At 65.6% G+C, this 18,211-nt stretch carries 13 protein-coding genes; 1 reads left to right on the top strand and 12 read right to left on the bottom strand.

The annotated features are described in order from the left end of the window. Positions 1-113: 113 nt before the first annotated feature. The 10 genes from odhB to pabB all read right to left on the bottom strand — a co-directional run bounded on the left by odhB (position 114) and on the right by pabB (position 12,355). Positions 114-1,331, bottom strand: a complete 1,218-nt coding sequence (gene odhB / locus DK847_RS18895) for a 2-oxoglutarate dehydrogenase complex dihydrolipoyllysine-residue succinyltransferase (protein ID WP_111200111.1) — start codon at positions 1,329-1,331, stop codon at positions 114-116. A gap of 13 nt (positions 1,332-1,344) precedes the next feature. Next, positions 1,345-4,314, bottom strand: coding sequence for a 2-oxoglutarate dehydrogenase E1 component (locus tag DK847_RS18890; protein ID WP_111200110.1), 2,970 nt, complete (start codon positions 4,312-4,314; stop codon positions 1,345-1,347). Positions 4,315-4,527: 213 nt separating this feature from the next. Further along, positions 4,528-5,403, bottom strand: a complete 876-nt coding sequence (gene sucD, locus DK847_RS18885; protein WP_111200109.1) for a succinate--CoA ligase subunit alpha — start codon at positions 5,401-5,403, stop codon at positions 4,528-4,530. After that, positions 5,403-6,572, bottom strand: coding sequence for an ADP-forming succinate--CoA ligase subunit beta (gene sucC, locus DK847_RS18880; RefSeq protein WP_111200108.1), 1,170 nt, complete (start codon positions 6,570-6,572; stop codon positions 5,403-5,405). Before sucC ends, sucD begins: the two co-directional genes overlap by 1 nt. Positions 6,573-6,603: 31 nt before the next feature. Then, positions 6,604-7,566, bottom strand: a complete 963-nt coding sequence (mdh, locus tag DK847_RS18875; RefSeq protein ID WP_111200107.1) for a malate dehydrogenase — start codon at positions 7,564-7,566, stop codon at positions 6,604-6,606. 132 nt (positions 7,567-7,698) lie between these two features. Then, on the bottom strand, positions 7,699-8,790 hold the full coding sequence (gene zapE / locus DK847_RS18870) for a cell division protein ZapE (protein ID WP_111200106.1): 1,092 nt from the start codon (positions 8,788-8,790) through the stop codon (positions 7,699-7,701). A gap of 121 nt (positions 8,791-8,911) precedes the next feature. Continuing rightward, entirely contained in the window at positions 8,912-9,562 is a 651-nt protein-coding gene (gene fsa, locus DK847_RS18865; protein ID WP_111200105.1) for a fructose-6-phosphate aldolase, read from the bottom strand. 29 nt (positions 9,563-9,591) lie between these two features. Continuing rightward, entirely contained in the window at positions 9,592-10,458 is an 867-nt protein-coding gene (locus DK847_RS18860) for an aminotransferase class IV (RefSeq protein ID WP_111200104.1), read from the bottom strand. Continuing rightward, a complete protein-coding gene (locus DK847_RS18855; protein ID WP_111200103.1) occupies positions 10,455-11,018 on the bottom strand; it encodes an anthranilate synthase component II in 564 nt (187 codons plus the stop codon). The genes DK847_RS18860 and DK847_RS18855 overlap by 4 nt, the downstream gene beginning before the upstream one ends. Further along, positions 11,015-12,355 (bottom strand): aminodeoxychorismate synthase component I, encoded by a 1,341-nt coding sequence (pabB, locus tag DK847_RS18850; protein WP_111200102.1) that lies wholly within the window; start codon positions 12,353-12,355, stop codon positions 11,015-11,017. Before pabB ends, DK847_RS18855 begins: the two co-directional genes overlap by 4 nt. 54 nt (positions 12,356-12,409) lie before the next feature. Here pabB and DK847_RS18845 point away from each other — a divergent pair, with 54 nt between their 5' ends. Continuing rightward, positions 12,410-14,578, top strand: coding sequence for a primosomal protein N' (locus DK847_RS18845; RefSeq protein ID WP_111200101.1), 2,169 nt, complete (start codon positions 12,410-12,412; stop codon positions 14,576-14,578). A gap of 377 nt (positions 14,579-14,955) precedes the next feature. On the opposite strand, the gene DK847_RS18840 is transcribed toward DK847_RS18845, so the two are convergent. Together DK847_RS18840 and DK847_RS18835 are read right to left on the bottom strand one after the other, a co-directional pair. Continuing rightward, positions 14,956-15,879 (bottom strand): aldose epimerase family protein, encoded by a 924-nt coding sequence (locus DK847_RS18840; protein WP_111200100.1) that lies wholly within the window; start codon positions 15,877-15,879, stop codon positions 14,956-14,958. A 157-nt stretch (positions 15,880-16,036) separates the two neighbouring features. Further along, complete coding sequence (locus DK847_RS18835; protein ID WP_111200099.1) at positions 16,037-17,839, bottom strand: IlvD/Edd family dehydratase; 1,803 nt, start codon at positions 17,837-17,839, stop codon at positions 16,037-16,039. Positions 17,840-18,211: the final 372 nt, after the last annotated feature.

The following is an 18,211-nucleotide window of genomic DNA, read 5'->3' as shown; positions in this document are numbered from 1 at the left end:
GCTGAAAAGGATGGCCGGGTCAAGCCCGGCCATGATGAACATTAAACTCATCATGCCCGCGCCTGTCACGGGCACCCTTTGTGGATGCGTCCATGCGGGGCGACGGGTCTTCATCACAGGTCCAGGATGATCCGCTGCGGATCCTCGAGGTTCTCCTTGATGCGCACCAGGAAGGTGACGGCTTCCTTGCCGTCGACGATGCGGTGGTCATAGGAGAGGGCGAGGTACATCATCGGGCGGATCACCACCTGGCCGTTGATGGCCATGGGGCGCTCCTGGATCTTGTGCATGCCGAGGATGCCGGACTGCGGCGCGTTGAGGATCGGCGTCGACATCAGCGAGCCATAGACGCCACCATTCGAGATGGTGAAGGTGCCGCCCTGCATGTCGGTGATCTGCAGATTGCCGTCACGCGCGCGCTTGCCGTATTCGGCGATGGTCTTCTCGATGCCGGCCAGCGACAGCAGGTCCGCGTCGCGCAGCACGGGGACGACGAGGCCCTTGTCGGTGCCGACCGCCACGCCGATGTTGTAGAAGTTCTTGTAGACGATGTCGTCGCCGTCGATCTCGGCATTGACGGCCGGGATCTCCTTCAGCGCCTGGATGCAGGCCTTCACGAAGAAGCTCATGAAGCCGAGCTTCACGCCATGCTTCTTCTCGAAGAGCTCCTTGTACTGGTTGCGGAGCTGCATGGTCGCCGTCATGTCCACCTCGTTGAAGGTGGTGAGCATGGCGGCGGTGTTCTGCGCATCCTTGAGACGGCGCGCGATGGTGAGGCGGAGCCTGGACATCTTCACCCGCTCCTCGCGGGCGGCATCGGCCGGGGCCGACGGCGCGCGAGCGGCGGGTGCCGGAGCGGCCGGGATCACCAGCGGCTTGGCCTCGGCAGCAGGCTTTTCGAGATGCGCGATGACGTCGCCCTTGGTGAGGCGGCCGTCTTTGCCGGTGCCGGCGACGGCGGAAGTATCGACCTTGTTCTCTTCCACCATCTTGCGGACGGCGGGCGAGAGCGTCTGCTCGGCCGCCTTCGCGGCGGGCGCGGCTTCGGCCTTCTTCGGGGCTTCGGCGGCCTTCGCGGGCGCAGAGCCGGCGGCACCCTCCTCGATGGTACCGAGGAGCGCGCCGACATTCACCGTGGTGCCGGGCTCGGCGGAGATCGCCGCGAGCTTGCCCGACGCAGGGGCGGGAACCTCGACCGTCACCTTGTCCGTCTCGAGCTCGACCAGCGGCTCATCCGCCTTCACGGCCTCGCCCGGCTTCCTGAACCACTTCGCAATCGTCGCCTCGGTGACCGATTCACCCAGTGCCGGAACGCGGATTTCCTTTGCCATCGTCTTTTGTCCCTTAAGCCTTGTTCTCGCCCAGCGCCTCGTCGAGGAACGTGCGCAGTTCCTTGAGGTGCCGGCTCATCAGTCCGGTTGCGGTTGAAGCGGACGCCGCACGGCCCACGTAGCGCGGACGCGGGGATTTGGCGCCGATGTATTCGAGCACGCGCTCGATGTTGGGCTGCACGAAGCTCCAGGCGCCCATGTTGTAGGGCTCCTCCTGGCACCACACGAACTCGGCCTGCTTGAAGCGCGAGAGGATGTTGATGAGCGCCTTGTGCGGCCACGGATAAAGCTGCTCGACGCGCAGCAGGTAGATGTCGTCGAGGCCGCGCTTCTCGCGCTCCTCGTAGAGATCGTAATAGACCTTGCCGGTGCACAGGATGACGCGGCGGATCTTGTCATCCGGCTTCAGCTTGATCGCCTGGTCGGCAAGCATCTCCGCATCGTCCCATAGCAGGCGATGGAAGGTGGTGCCCTCGTCCATCATCGAGAGCGGCGAGGTGGCGCGCTTGTGGCGAAGCAGCGACTTCGGCGTCATGATGACCAGGGGCTTGCGGATGTCGCGCTTCAGCTGGCGCCTGAGGATGTGGAAGTAGTTGGCGGGCGTGGTCACGTTCGCCACTTGCATGTTGTCTTCCGCGCACATCTGCAGATAGCGCTCGAGGCGGGCGGAGGAATGTTCCGGGCCCTGGCCCTCATAGCCATGCGGCAGCATGACGGTGAGGCCCGACATGCGCAGCCACTTGCGCTCTCCGCTCGAGATGAACTGGTCGAACACGACCTGCGCGCCGTTGGCGAAGTCGCCGAACTGGGCTTCCCAGATGGTGAGCGTGTTGGGCTCGGCCAGCGAGTAGCCATATTCGAAGCCCAGCACCGCCTCCTCCGAGAGCATGGAGTTGATGGCGTCGATCTTGATCTTCTGGTCCTTCACCAGGTGGTTGAGCGGCGTGTAGCGCTTTTCCGTGTCCTGGTCGACGAGCACGGCGTGGCGCTGCGAGAAGGTGCCGCGCTGCACGTCCTGGCCGGAGAGGCGGATGGGGAAGCCATCGAGCAGCAGCGAGCCGAAGGCCAGGTGCTCGCCCATGGCCCAGTCGATGCCGGTGCCGTCCTCGATCATCTTGCGGCGCGCATCGAGCACGCGCTGCATGGTACGGTGGACCTTGAAGGTCTTGGGAATCTTGGTGAGCTTGAGGCCGATTTCCTTGAGCTTGGCCAGCGGCACGCCGGTGTCGCCCTTGCGCGGCTCCTCATGGTCCTTCGCGGCCTTGAGGCCGGCCCAGCGGCCATCGAGCCAGTCGGCCTTATTGGCCTTGTAGTTCTCGGCGACGGTGAAGTTGTCGTCCAGCGTCTTGCGATAGGCCGCCTTCATCGCGTCGAAGTCGGCCTCCGAGATGACGCCTTCCTCGATCAGGCGCTTGCCATAGAGCGCCACCACGGTGGGCTGGCTGGCGATGCGCTTGTACATCAGCGGCTGGGTGAAGGCCGGCTCATCCGTCTCGTTGTGGCCGAAACGGCGGTAGCAGAACATGTCGATGACGACGGGCTTGTGGAACTTCTGCCGGAACTCGGTGGCGATCTTCGCGGCATAGACGACCGATTCCGGGTCATCGCCGTTGCAGTGGAAGATCGGCGCCTCGATCATCTTGGCGACGTCGGAGGGGTAGGGCGACGATCGCGACCAGTGGGGCGCTGTCGTGAAGCCGATCTGGTTGTTGACGATGAAGTGGATCGAACCACCACAGCGGTGGCCGCGGAGCCCCGACAGGCCGAAGCATTCTGCCACCACGCCTTGCCCCGCGAAGGCCGCGTCGCCATGGATCAGGAGCGGCAGCACCGAGGTGCGCTCCTTGTCGCCGCGCTGGTCCTGCTTGGCGCGCGCCTTGCCGAGCACCACGGGGTCGACGATTTCCAGATGCGAAGGATTGGCGGTGAGCGAGAGGTGAACCGTGTTGTCATCGAACACACGGTCCGACGACGAGCCGAGGTGATACTTCACGTCGCCCGAGCCTTCGACCTCGTCAGGCGTCGAGGAGCCGCCCTTGAACTCGTGGAAGATCGCCGAGAAGGGCTTCGACATGACGTTGGCCAGCACGTTGAGGCGGCCGCGATGGGCCATGCCCAGCACGATTTCCTTCATGCCCAGCTGGCCGCCGCGCTTGATGATCTGCTCGAGCGCGGGGATCATCGATTCACCGCCATCGAGGCCGAAGCGCTTGGTGCCGGTGTACTTGACGTTCAGGAACTGCTCGAAGCCCTCGCCCTCGATAAGCTTGTTGAGGATGGCCTTCTTGCCGTTGGCCGTGAAGCTGATCGACTTGTCGGCACCTTCGATGCGCTCCTGGATCCAGGCCTTCTGCTCCGGGTCAGAGATGTGCATGAACTCGACGCCGAGCGTGCCGCAGTAGGTGCGCTTCAGGATGTCGGTGATCTGGCGGATGGTGGCGAATTCGAGGCCCAGAACCTTGTCGAGGAAGATCGGCCGGTCCATGTCGGCGGCGGTGAAGCCATAGGTGGCGGGGTCGAGCTCCGGATGGCTCTCCGGCGCCTTGAGGCGCAGCGGATCGAGATCGGCCGCCAGGTGGCCGCGCATGCGGTAGGCGCGGATCATCATCAGCGCGCGGACGGAATCCATCGTCGCCTTGCGCACGTCCTCGGCCGAAAGCGTCGGCGCCTTGGCCTCAGGCGCTGCACCCTTGCCGGCCTTGGCGGCGGGGGGAGCGGCGGGCGGCCAGTTGCCGTCAAGCGCCGAGACGAGATCACCCGACTCCGGCCGCGGCCAGTCCTTGCGCTGCCATGACGGACCCTCGACCTGCTGCTTCGCCTGGGCGGCGTTGTCTTCCAGCCCGGCAAAGAATTGCCGCCAGTGGGAATCCACGGCGGCGGGGTTCTCGAGGTACCTGGCGTAGAGCTGCTCGATGTATTGGGCGTTGCCGCCATAGAGGAAGGAGGTTTGCTCGAAGGCAGTGGTGAGATCGGTCTTGTTCATCCCATTTTCCTCTCTTGGCAGCACTCCGCGCGGATGCGGGGCAGCCTATCGTGCAATGCTGAAAGACTGCTTTCAGCCTTGTCGTCTTGTTCCCCTGCCCCCTGTGGGGAGGGGTAGGGGTGGGGGTGATGCCGGAGCGAGATGTTCGACCATCGAACCCGCGGAACCACCCCCACCCTTAGTCCCTCCCCACAGGGGGGAGGGAAATGTGCGTCAGCCCTTCAGCTTCTTGACCAGCGTCTTGCCCAGCAAAGCGGGCGAATCCGCGACGGCGATGCCGGCGCGCTTCATGGCGTCGATCTTGGACTCGGCCCCGCCCTTGCCGCCGGAGATGATGGCGCCGGCATGGCCCATGCGGCGGCCGGGAGGGGCGGTGCGGCCGGCGATGAAGCCGGCCATCGGCTTCTTCTTCTTCGACTTCGCAATGAACTCCGCCGCGTCCTCCTCGGCCGAGCCGCCGATCTCGCCGATCATGATGATCGATTCCGTCGCGTCGTCGGCGAGGAACATTTCCAGCATGTCGATGAACTCGGTGCCCTTGACCGGGTCGCCGCCGATGCCCACCGCGGTCGTCTGGCCGAGGCCTTCCTGCGTGGTCTGGAACACCGCTTCATAGGTGAGCGTGCCGGAGCGCGAGACGATGCCCACCGAGCCCTTCTTGAAGATGTTGCCCGGCATGATGCCGATCTTGCACTCGTTGGGCGTCAGGACGCCAGGGCAGTTCGGCCCGATGAGGCGCGACTTCGAGCCCGACAGCGCGCGCTTGACCTTCACCATGTCCATCACCGGAATGCCTTCGGTGATGCAGACGATGAGCGGGATCTCGGCGTCGATGGCCTCGAGGATCGCGTCCGCCGCGAAGGGCGGCGGCACGTAGATCACGGAGGCGTCCGCACCCGTGGCCTGCTTCGCGTCCCAGACGGTGTCGAAGACGGGAAGCCCGATGTGCTTGGTGCCGCCCTTGCCCGGTGTCACACCCGCAACCATCTGCGTGCCATAGGCAATGGCCTGCTCGGTGTGGAAGGTGCCGTTGTTGCCGGTGATGCCCTGGCAGATGACCTTGGTGTTCTTGTTGACGAGAATGGACATCAGGCCGCTTCCTTCACAGCTTTGACGATCTTGGATGCGGCATCATCGAGGTCGTCCGCGGGGATGACGTTGAGGCCGGACTCACGGATGATCTTCTTGCCGAGGTCCACGTTGGTGCCCTCGAGGCGGACGACGAGAGGAACCTTGAGGCCCACCTCCTTCACCGCGGCGATGACGCCCTCGGCGATCACGTCACACTTCATGATGCCGCCGAAGATGTTGACGAGGATGCCCTTCACCTTCGGGTCGGCGGTGATGATCTTGAAGGCCGCCGCGACCTTTTCCTTCGAAGCGCCGCCGCCGACGTCGAGGAAGTTGGCAGGCTCGGCGCCATAGAGCTTGATGATGTCCATCGTCGCCATGGCGAGGCCGGCGCCATTCACCATGCAGCCGATCGAACCATCGAGCGCCACATAGGACAGGTCATACTTGGAAGCTTCGATTTCCTTCGGGTCTTCTTCCGTCAGGTCGCGGAGTTCCTTGATCTCGGGGTGCCGGTCGAGCGCGTTCGAGTCGAAGTTGATCTTGGCGTCGAGGCAGATCAGGTTGCCGTCCTTGGTGACGACGAGCGGGTTGATCTCGAGCAGGCTCATGTCCTTGTCGACGAAGGCCTTGTAGAGCTGGCCGATCATCTTGACGCACTGCTTCACCTGGTCGCCCTTGAGCTTGAGGGCGGACGCGATGCGGCGGCCGACATAGGGCGCATAGCCCGCGGCGGGATCGACCTGCACGGTGATGATCTTCTCCGGCGTGTCATGGGCCACCTTCTCGATGTCCATGCCGCCCTCGGTCGAGGCGATGAAGGCGACGCGCGAGGTTTCGCGGTCGACCAGGATCGAGAGATAGAGTTCGCGGGCGATCGCGGTGCCTTCCTCGATGTAGAGGCGCTGCACCACCTTGCCCTCGGGGCCGGTCTGGTGGGTCACCAGCGTCATGCCGAGCATGCGCGTGGCCTCGGCCTTCACCTCGTCCACCGACTTCACGACCTTGACGCCGCCGCCCTTGCCGCGGCCGCCGGCGTGGATCTGCGACTTCACGACCCAGACGGGGCCGCCCAGCGTCTGCGCGGCCTTCACGGCTTCATCGACGGTGAAGGCGGGAATGCCCTTGCCGGTCGTCACGCCGAAGCCGCGGAGCACTTCCTTGGCCTGGTACTCATGGATGTTCATGTGCGCGTTCCTGTTTTACGTGCGCGTCAGATCAGGCGAGATCGGGAGCAATGGTCTTCGCCGCGGCCATCAGGCCGTGCACGGCATCGACCGACTTCTTGAAGCCCGCCTTGTCCTCGTCATTGAGCGCGATCTCGGCGATGCGCTCCACGCCATTGGCGCCGATCACCACAGGGACGCCCACATAGGTGTCCTTCACGCCATACTGGCCGGTGAGGTGGGCCGCGCAGGGGAGAAGACGCTTCTTGTCCTTCAGGTAGCTCTCGGCCATCTCGATCGCCGAGGTGGCAGGCGCATAGTAAGCCGAGCCGGTCTTCAGCAGGCTGACGATCTCCGCGCCGCCGTCACGGGTGCGCTGGACGATCTTGTCGATCTTCTCCTGGCTGGACCAGCCCATCTTGATGAGATCCGGCACCGGAATGCCGGCGACCGCCGAGTAGCGGATGAGCGGCACCATGGTGTCGCCATGGCCGCCGAGCACGAAGGCGGTGACGTCCTGGACGGAGACGTTGAATTCCTCGGCGAGGAAGTGGCGGAAGCGCGCGGAGTCCAGCACGCCCGCCATGCCCACCACCTTCTCCGGTGGCAGGCCGCAATACTTCTGAAGCGCCCAGACCATGACGTCGAGCGGGTTGGTGATGCAGATGACGAAGGCATTGGGGGCATATTGCTTGATGCCCGCGCCGACCGAGGCCATGACCTTGAGGTTGATCCCCAGGAGGTCGTCACGGCTCATGCCGGGCTTCCTCGGCACACCGGCCGTCACGATGCAGACGTCGGCGCCGGCGATGGCCTCGTAGGAATTGGCGCCCGACAGCCTGGCATTGAAGCCCTCGACCGGGCCCGACTGGGCGAGGTCCAGCGCCTTGCCCTGGGGCAGGCCCTCGGCAATGTCGAAAATGACGATGTCGCCAAGTTCCTTCAGCGCCGCGAGATGCGCGAGGGTGCCCCCGATCATGCCGCCGCCGATCAGAGCGATTTTCTTCCGAGCCATGTTGGATTTCCTTCTTGAAGGCCGTGCCGTCAGGTCGTTTTGCAGTGCAAAAGCGACGTTTGTGTAGACCCGATATCTATCACCTTCAAGACGCCGGCCTAGTCCTTTCGGACGAGAAACTTGACCAAAACGTCAAGTTTCGGCGATTTTTTTGCCCCACCAGGAGGCTGACTGCATCTCCTTGAGACGCGACACGGTGCGGCCGAATTCGAAGGCGTGATCACCCGCCGGATAGATGCCCTCCGGGGCTTGCGCGGAGGTGGCCACCAGCCTGACCCGGGCGTCATAGAGCGTGTCGATCAGCAGGACGAAGCGCTTGGCCTCGTTGCGGCGATCCGGATTCAACTCAGGGATGTGCTCGACGAAGAGGACGGGGAAGTTTTCCGCGAGTGCGAGATAATCCGGGGGGCCGAGGGGCTTTTCGCAGAGTTCGCCGAAGGAAAAGCGGGCGCAGCCATGGGCGGCCTGGGGCACGTGCAGCTTGCGGCCCAGCACGTCGATGTCCATGGGCTCGCCGCGCTCCGTGTCGGTGAGGCGCTGCCAGAGGTCCTGCAGGCGGGCGTCGGTCTGGGCCGAGATGGGGGTGAGGAAGGTCTCGTGCGCCTTCACCCGGCCGAGGCGGTAATCCGTCGGGCTCTCCAGCGAGACGACGTCGAGGCGCTGCCTAATGAGGGCGATGAAGGGCAGGAAGAGCTGGCGGTTGAGGCCGTTGCGGTAAAGCTGGTCGGGGGCGAGGTTCGAGGTCGTCACGATCACCGTGCCCGCCGCCAGCAGGCCCTCGAACAGGCGGCCGACGATCATGGCATCGGCAATGTCGGTCACCTGCATCTCGTCGAGGCAGAGCAGGCGGGCTTCCCTGGCGAGTGCCCTGGCCACGGGGACGATGGCATCCTGCGTGTGCGATTGCCGCGCGGCGTGCAGGCGCCTGTGCACATCCTGCATGAAGGCATGGAAGTGGACGCGGCGCTTGGGGGCGGTCTGGACCGTCTCGTAGAACAGGTCCATCACCATGGTCTTGCCGCGGCCCACCTCGCCGAAGATATAGAGGCCCTTGGGCGGGGGCGGGGATTTCTTGAAGCGCGCGAGGAGGCCGGAGGCGGGGGACGACTGCTGCAGCTCGGTGGCGAGCTGGTCGAGCCTCGCCACGACGGCGCGCTGGGCGGCATCGGGCCTGATGAGGCCAGCGTCGCGGCGGCGGTCGTATTCAGCGAGGATGGCGGCCATTACGCACCGCCCTCCGCCTCACACCCCAGCCTCATCATGCGCGGGCCTGACCCGCGCATCCTTTTCGGGGCCGCACAAAGGATGCCCGGGACAAGCCCGGGCATGATGTGTCTGGAGTGCGTCAGAGCGACTGCCCGGTCTTCTTCCAGTCCGCCAGGAACTGCTCGATGCCCTTGTCGGTGAGCGGGTGCTTGACCAGGCCCTTGATGACGGCGGGCGGGCAGGTGGCGACGTCGGCGCCGATGAGGGCCACCTGCTTCACGTGCAGGGCCGTCCTCACCGAGGCGGCGAGGATCTCGGTGTCATAGGCGTAATTGTCATAGATCTGGCGGATCTCGGCGATGAGGTCGGTGCCGTCCAGATGGATGTCGTCGAGCCTGCCGATGAAGGGCGAGATGAAGGTGGCGCCGGCCTTGGCGGCGAGCAGCGCCTGGATGGCCGAGAAGCACAGCGTGACGTTCACCATGCAGCCATCGGATGTCAGCGCCTTGCAGGCCTTGAGGCCGTCGAGGGTCAGCGGCACCTTGATGGTCACGTTGTTGGCGATCTTCCGCAGGTCTGCGGCCTCGCGCATCATGCCGTCATAGTCGAGCGAGACGACCTCGGCCGAGACCGGGCCTTCGACGATCGAGCAGATCTCGGCGATCACGTCCTTGAAGTTGCGGCCGGACTTGGCGATCAGCGAGGGGTTGGTGGTGACGCCATCGAGCAGGCCCAGATCGTTGAGCTCCTTGATGTCCTTCACTTCGGCGGTATCGGCAAAGAATTTCATGGGCAGGGTCCTTTTTGCTGGGCCGAGCCTTACCGCCCGGCCTTGCCCAAATCAACCATGCGGGGGTCGTGGCCGCATTGCAGGCGCGCCGCCTCGCAGAGCGACTGGACGAGGGCGGAGAGATCGGCCTGCGGCAGGGGCTCCCGGTCCAGCGCCGTGACGGGGCGCAGGAAGCGCAGGCTGTTGGTCAGGAAGACGGCGTCCGCCTCCTTCAGTTCGGCGGGCTTCACCACCCGCTCCTCGGGCTTGAGGCCCAGGTGGGCGGCCGAGTGGAGCAGCGTCTGGCGGGTGACGCCGGTCAGGATGCCCTGGTCGCGGGACGGCGTGACGAGGCTCTTGCCCTTGAGCAGGAAGATGTTGGCGATGGTCGTGCAGGCGACGTTGCCCCAGGTGTTGAGCATCAGCGCGTCCTCGACGCCGTGGCTCGCCGCCTCGCGGGCGGCTGCGATGTTGTCGATATAGGAGAGGGTCTTCAACCGGCAGGAGAGGGATTGCGGGTTGCGGCGGATCGCGGTCGATGACAGCGCCACCGGCTTCAGCATCATGTTCGGGTCGAAGGCATCGAGCATCAGGAGGAGGCTCGAGGAGCCGCCCACCGCCGCCAGCCCCCGCGCCGCCGTGCCACGGGTGAGGGTGACGCGCAGCACGTGGTGAAGCTTCGGAATGCCGGCGAGGATCTCCGCCACCGCATCGTCCAGCCCGTCGCGGTCGAAGCCGATGCCCAGCTCATGCGCCGCTGCCTCGAGCCTTGCGAAATGCATGTTGCCCCACAGCGGCGTGCGGTTGAGGACAAGGATCGTCTCGAAGAGGCCGTCGCCCAGCAACAGGCCGCGCTCGCCGCGCTCAACCGCCAGCGGGCCCTCGGTGAGGGCGCCGTTGAACCAGGTGCGGCTCATTCCACCGCCTTCAGGAAGTTCCGCAGCATGTCGTAGCCGCCCTCGGTGAGGATCGATTCGGGGTGGAACTGTACCCCATAAGTCGGGTGGCTGGCATGGCGCAGGCCCATGATCTCGCCCTCGTCGCTTTTCGCCGTCACGACGAGAGGCGTGTCGCGGCCCTCGAGCTCCACGATGAGCGAATGATAGCGCCCGGCACTGAAACGCTGCGGCAGGCCCTCGAAGAGGCCCTTGCCGTCATGGTTGATCTCGGAGGAGTCGCCATGCATCGGGCGCTTGGCGCGCGTCACGAGCCCGCCGAAGACCGCACCCATCACCTGGTGGCCGAGGCAGATGCCGAGGATGGGGCGCTTGCCCGAATACTCCTGCATGATCGCCATCGATTGGCCCGCCTCGGTGGGTGAGCAGGGGCCGGGTGAGATGACGATGGCCTTCGCTGCGGCGAGATCCTCCGGCGTCACCTCGTCGTTGCGCACCACGCGCGTCGTCTGGCCCAGCTCCTCGAAATAGCGCGCTACGTTGTGGACGAAGGAGTCATAGTTGTCGACGATGAGGATCATGGCCTGAAGGCCTCCATGATCCGCTTGATCTTGGTGAGGCTCTCTTCGTATTCCGCCGCCGGGTTCGACCTTGCCGTGATGCCGCCGCCGCCTTGCACGCGGGCGATGCCGTTCGAAAACTGCGCGGTGCGGATGGCGATGTTCAGGTCGGTGCGGCCATTGAAGCCGATATAGCCGATGGTGCCGCAATAGACGCCGCGGGGCGCCTGCTCGATCTCGGCGATGATCTCCATGGCGCGGATCTTCGGCGCGCCGGTGATCGAGCCGCCGGGGAAGGTGGCGCCGATCAGGTCGCCGATGCCGTGGCGGTCCTTCAGCTCGGACGTGATGACCGACACGAGGTGATGGACATTGGCATAGGTCTCGAGCCCGCAGAGCACCGGTACCTTCACCGTGCCGGGCTTCGAGACGCGGGAGAGATCGTTGCGCAGCAGGTCGACGATCATCACGTTCTCCGCGCGGTCCTTGCGCGAGGAGGTGAGGTCGGCGATCAGGTTCGCATCGCGCACCGGATCGGCATCGCGGCGGCGCGTACCCTTGATGGGGCGGGCCTCGACGGTGGTGCCGTCGTAACGCAGCAGGCGCTCCGGCGAAGAGGACGCGATCTGGATCGAGCCGTAATCCATGTAGGCCGCGAAGGTGGCGGGGTTCTTCTGCCGCAGCACGCGGTAGAAGCCCAGGGGATCGAAGCCTGCCGGGATCGGGGCTGAAAACATCTGCGTGATGTTGGCCTGGAAGATGTCGCCCGCCAGAATGTAGTCCACCGTGCGCGCGATGGCCTTTTCGTAGTCCTCGCGCGTGAAGTTCGACTGCCAGCCCTCGATGGCATGGCCGCCCGTCACCTTGGGGCGGTGGCGCAGCAGCTCCTCCATCTCGTCGGCGCGCGCGGGTGTTTCGGAAATGATCCAGGCGCGCTCCTGCATGTGGTCGAAGGCGGCCACGCAGTCGAAGTGATGCAGGATGAGGTCCGGGCAGATCGGGGCAAAGTCCGGAATCCGCGCGTGTGGTTCGAGGCGGCGGCCATAATCATAGGAGATGTACCCCGCCAGCCCGCCCTGGAAGGGCGGCAGGCCGGTGACGTGGCGCTGGCGATTCTCGGAGACGATGCGGTCGATGAGGGTGAGCGGGCTCTTCTTCGTGGGCACGCCGTTGAGGAAGGTGCCCCTGGCATTGACCTCGAGGCTGGCCGCCGGGTTGCAGGCGAGGAAGGAATAGCGCCCCAGATGCTCCGAGCGCATGACGCTTTCGAGCAGCGTCACATGGCGCTGGCCCTTCAGCCGCAGGGCGAGCGCCGACGGCTCGAGGCAGATGATCTCTCGGACATGGGGTTCCCTCATGGGGCCAGCATATAAGGGTGGAAGGGGGCCGCCCCCAAGTCTATTTCAGACTCAATGACCCGCGATTCCGCCATAGCCGAGGTGCTGCTGCCGCTGGCGCTCGACGGCCCCTATTCCTACCGGGTGCCGGAGGGCATGGCGCTGGAGCCGGGAAGCTATGTCATCGTGCCGCTGGGCCCGCGCCAGATGATCGGCGTGGTCTGGGCGCTGAAGGACGAGGCGGGCACCGACAAGACGCTGCGCGACGTGGGCGAGGTCTTCGACATGCCGCCCTTGCCCGAGACGCACCGGCGCTTCATCGACTGGCTCTCGGCCTATTACCTCGAACCTGCGGGCAACGTGCTGCGCATGGTGCTGCGCTCGCCCGGCGCCTTCGAGGGCCCGCGCGAGCAGATCGCCTATCGTGCGACTGAATCGGCTCCGAAACGGATGACGCCGCAGCGCGCCCGCGTGCTGGAGATCGCGCGCGAGGGATTCGCCATGCGTGCGGCGGAACTGGCCGAAGCCGCGGGCGTGGGCACTTCCGTCATCAAGGCATTGGCAAAGGACGGCGCGCTGGAGGCCGTGGCGCTGCCGGCGCTGAAGCGCTTCCCGGAGCCCGACCTCAATGCCGGCGGCTTCGCGCTCTCGAAGGACCAGCAGGCGGCGGCGGAAGCGCTGCGCGCCGTGGTGGCGCAACGCCAGCACAAGGTGATGCTGCTCGACGGCGTCACCGGCTCCGGCAAGACGGAGGTCTATTTCGAGGCGATGGCGGCGGCGCTGGCCGCCGGAGGGCAGGTGCTGCTGCTGCTGCCCGAGATCGCGCTCACCCAGCCCTTCCTCGAACGCGTCGAGCGGCGCTTCGGCTGTGAACCCGCACAGTGGCATTCGGACCTGCGCCCGCGCGAGCGCGAGCGGGTGTGGCGCGGCGTGGCGGACGGCACGGCGAAGATCGTGGTCGGCGCGCGCTCCGCGCTCTTCCTGCCGTGGAAGAAGCTGAAGCTGATCGTGGTCGATGAGGAACACGAGAGCGCCTACAAGCAGGACGACGGTGTTCCCTATCACGCGCGCGACATGGCGGTGCTTTACGGGTCAATCGGGAAATTCCCGGTGGTGCTCTCCTCCGCCACGCCCTCGCTCGAAACCCTGGTGAATGTCGACCGCGGCCGCTACGGCGTGGTGCGCCTGACCGACCGGCACGGGCGGCCGGAGCTGCCGGAGATCGGGCTGATCGACATGAAGCGCGTGACCTCCGAGCCCGGCACGTGGATTTCGCCGCCGCTCTTCGACGAGGTGAAGACCACGCTGGAGCAGGGCGACCAGGCGCTGCTGTTCCTCAACCGGCGCGGCTATGCGCCGCTCACCCTGTGCCGCGCCTGCGGCCACCGGCTGGAATGCCCGAACTGCGCGGCCTCGCTGGTGGAGCACCGCTTCCGCCGGCAGCTGATGTGCCACCATTGCGGCCACCTCGAACCCATGCCGAAGGACTGCCCGAGCTGCCACACCGAGGGCAAGATGGTGCCGGTGGGGCCCGGCGTCGAACGCCTCGCGGAAGAGGCTGCAGTGCGTTTCCCGGAGGCGCGCATCGCCATTCTCTCCAGCGATCTCTCACGCGGGACTCTGCTGCGCGATGCGATCCGCGACGTGGAGGAGGGGCAGTTCAACCTCGTCATCGGCACGCAGCTCGTCGCCAAGGGGCACCACTTCCCGCACCTGACGCTGGTCGGCGTGGTCGATGCCGACCTCGCGCTCGAGTCCTCCGACCCGCGCGGCGGCGAGCGCACCTGGGCGCTGATGGCACAGGTGGCGGGGCGCGCCGGGCGCGGCGCCAAGCCGGGCCGCGCCCTGGTGCAGACCTACTTGCCCGAGCATCCGCTGATGCAGGCGCTGAAGAAGGGCGATCGCGATTCCTACCTGAACCAGGAAAAGGCGATCCGCGAGAATGCGGGACTTCCGCCCTATGGTCGGCTGGCGGCGATCATCATTTCGGGAAACGATGCGGCGGAGACGGAACGCTTCGCGCGCTCGCTCGGACTGATTGCTCCGTTGGTGGACGGTATCACCGTGCTGGGGCCGGCGGCCGCGCCGATCGCCATGGTGCGCGGGCGGCACCGCTTCCGGTTTCTCATCAAGGCGGCGCGCGAGGTGAACGTGCAGGCGTTCCTGCGGCTGTGGCTGAAGGACGTGAAGCCCAAGGGGTCCCTCTCGCTGCAGGTGGATGTGGACCCGTATAATTTCCTGTAGATGCCGAGAGGCTCATCATGCCCGGGCCCGTCCCGGGCATCCTTTGCGCTGATACAAAGGGATCGCCGGGACAAGCCCGGCGATGATGAGTGAGAGAATTGGGCGAAGGCCCTGCCGACATCGCATAAGGAAAATAAACCTTGACAGCGCGCGCTCGATGTGCTAGGGAAAGGTATGCTCGGAAAGTGTGGGTTGTGATGATTGGTCGGCGGGAGCCGGCCTTTTTGCGTTTTGCGCATCTCTCTGATTAGGCCCGTCATCCCGGCGAAAGCCGGGGCCCCGCTTTTGTCACCGCGCGTGCTGAACCAAAGCGGGGTCCCGGCTTTCGCCGGGATGACGGTTCCAAATGGGATGCTGCGGTGGGACGGGCGACGGTCTTAGTCGAAGAACCGCCACTCCATGCGGTGGCGATACACCTCTCCCGGGCGTAGCTCCGCGCTGGGGAAATTCTTGTGCGACGGCGCATCCGGCAGGTTCTGCGGTTCGATGGCGATGGCGCCGTATTGCTTCAGGGGGCCGGTCTTGCCGGGAAAGCCGGGGTTCCAGTGTTCGGCGGTGTACATCTGCATGCCGGCCTCGGTGGTCCAGACCTCCATGCGGCGGCCTGAGACGGGGTCTTTCAGCGTCAGGCCGTGCTTCAGCGTGCCGCGGGGGCCGTCGAGGACCCAGCAATTGTCGTAGACCCCGCCGACCGGGCGCAGTTGCCGGAAGTCCCAGCGGCTGCCGGTGACGTCGCGCAGCTCGCCTGAAGGCAGCAGCAGCTCGCTGAGCGGCAGGTAGCGCGAGCCCATGATCTGCATCTCGTGGTCGAAGGCGCCGCGCGCGCCGCCCGAGAGATTCCAGTAGGCGTGGTTGGTGAGGTTGACGACGGTGGGCTTGGTGGTGCGGGCCTCGAAGTCGAGCGACAGGGTGTTGCCGCTCACCGCATAGGTCGCAGTGACTTCGAGGCTGCCTGGATAGCCTTGGTCGCCGTCGGGAGAGTGAAGGGAGAAGGTGATGGTCTTGTCGGTTGCTTCCGCCTTCCAGTGGCGGATGGCGAAATTGTCCGGGCCGCCATGGAGCTGGTGCTCGCCGAAATTCCTGGCGAGCTGGTATTCGGTATTGTCGATGCTGATGCGGGCGTTCGCAATGCGGCCCGCGATGCGGCCGGCGACGGCGCCGGTGGTCCAGTCGCCCGCCAGGATATCGGCCTCCGTGCCCCCGCCCATCACGCAGTCGGCGCCGGCGAAGTCGAGTGCCACGAGTCGGGCGCCCAAGGTGGAGAAGCGGGCGCGGATCTGGTCGGTGGACAGGGTGAGCATCGGAGACTCCGTCAAATTCTCCCTCCCCCTTGTGGGGAGGGGTAGGGGTGGGGGTCGTTCCGCGGGCGCTGACGCGGCTAAGCTCTTTTCTGCGGCATCACCCCCACCCCTGCCCCTCCCCACAGGGGGGAGGGGAATGCTGGAGGCGCCTTTCGTCCTAGTGGTTGTCGCGCGGCAGGCCCATGGTCTTGGCGACGCGCTGGAACTTGGTGGCGCCCTTCAGCACCATGCCTTCGGCGAGTTGGCCCACTTCCTTGCGGAAGATTTCCTGCCAGGGCGTCTGGCTCGGCGGCACCTTGTAGCCGCCGGCCTTCTCGAGTTCGGCGCGGCGCTTCTCGAGTTCCTCGTTGGACACCAGCATGTCGCAGGTGCCCTTGTTGAGGTCGATCCGCACCATGTCGCCATTCTTCAGGATGGCGAGGCCACCGCCCGCTGCCGCTTCCGGCGAGGCGTTGAGGATCGAGGGCGAGCCCGAGGTGCCGGACTGGCGGCCGTCACCCACGCAGGGGAGCGAGCGGATGCCCTTCTCGAGCAGGTAGTTGGGGGCGCGCATGTTCACGACCTCCGCCGCACCGGGATAACCCAGCGGGCCGACGCCGCGGATGAACAGGATGGTGTTCTCGTCGATACTGAGCTTCGGATCGTCGATATGCGCGTGATAGTCCTCCGGGCCGTCGAAGACGATGGCCTTGGCCACGAAGGCATTGGGGTCCTTGGGGTTCGAGAGATAGCGCTGGCGGAACTCCTCCGAGATCACGGAGGTCTTCATGATGGCGTTGTCGAAGAGGTTGCCCGAGAGGCGCTTGAAGCCCGCGTGCTCCTTCATCGGCTTGCCGAATTCGCGGATCACCGCGCGGTCCCAGCTGAACTGGCCCTTGCAGTTTTCCCCGATGGTCTTGCCATTGGCGGTGATGCAGTCTTCGTGGATCTTGCCATTGGCGATGAGCTCGGCCACCACGGCGGGAACACCGCCGGCGCGGTGATAGTCCTCGCCGAGATATTCGCCGGCGGGCTGCAGGTTGACGAGCAGCGGCAGGTCATAGCCGTGCTTCTCCCAGTCGGCCACGGTGAGCTCGATGCCGAGATGTGCCGCGATGGCGTTGAGGTGGTTCGGCGCATTGGTCGAGCCGCCGATGGCGGTGTTGACGGCGATGGCGTTCTCGAAGGCCTTGCGCGTCATGATCTTCGAGGGCGTCAGGTCTTCCTTGACCATGTCGACGATGCGGCGGCCGGTGGCATAGGCCATCTGGCCGCGCTCGCGATAGGGGGCCGGAATGGCGGCATTGCCGGGAAGCGACATGCCCAGCGCTTCCGCCAGCGAGTTCATGGTCGTTGCCGTGCCCATGGTGTTGCAGAAGCCGGTGGACGGCGCCGAGGTGGCGACGAGTTCGACGAAGCCTTCGTAATCGAGCTCGCCGGTGGCCAGCTTCTCGCGCGCCATCCAGACGATGGTGCCGGAGCCGGTGCGCTGGCCCTTGTACCAGCCGTTCAGCATGGGGCCCGACGAGAGGGCGATGGCCGGGATGTCGACGGTCGCCGCGGCCATGAGGCAGGCGGGGGTGGTCTTGTCGCAGCCGATGGTCAGCACCACGCCATCGAGCGGATAGCCGTAGAGCACCTCGACGAGGGAGAGATAGGAGAGGTTCCGGTCAAGCGAGGCGGTGGGGCGCTTGCCCGTCTCCTGGATGGGGTGGACGGGGAATTCCAGCGGAATGCCGCCCGCCTCGTAGATGCCGTCGCGCACGCGCTTCACCAGGTCGACATGGGCGCGGTTGCAGGGGGAGAGATCGGAGCCGGTCTGGGCAATGCCGATGATCGGCTTGCCGCCCTGAAGCTCGGAGCGGGTCAGGCCGAAGTTCAGGTAGCGCTCGAGATAGAGCGCCGTCATGTCGGCATTGGCCGGGTTGTCGAACCAGGCCTGGGAACGGTACTTGAGCGGCTTCTGCGGGGTGTCTGCCATGGGATCCTCCAATTGTCCTACATTTACAGGGGGGGCCCGGCGCCGTCCATGGGGAGTGCACCTGCGAAGGCGAGGCGGAAGGATCAATGGCTGCGGAGAGGGGTCCGTTCCCCGCGGCGTGACAGGTTTTTGACCATCTGGACGGGTTTGCCCACGCTCCAGGTGCTTCAAACGCTCGCTTTCAGGCCGCCATGACGACCTGATGAACATTACAAATCAGTCACTTATCAGTTTTCTGACATTTTCGCGTTTTCCGCTGTTGACAGTTCAGGGTGCGCCGCCATATACACCCCCTCACTGAGGGACGCGGCGCTGCGGCGCGGCGGGCCTTTTTGCCGAAAGCCGACAAGCTGGCGAACTGCCGGTTAGCCT

The sequence above is a fragment of the Aestuariivirga litoralis genome, from assembly GCF_003234965.1.
GTDB classification, from domain to species: domain Bacteria; phylum Pseudomonadota; class Alphaproteobacteria; order Rhizobiales; family Aestuariivirgaceae; genus Aestuariivirga; species Aestuariivirga litoralis.
This window is presented reverse-complemented; position numbering and strand designations above follow the sequence as displayed.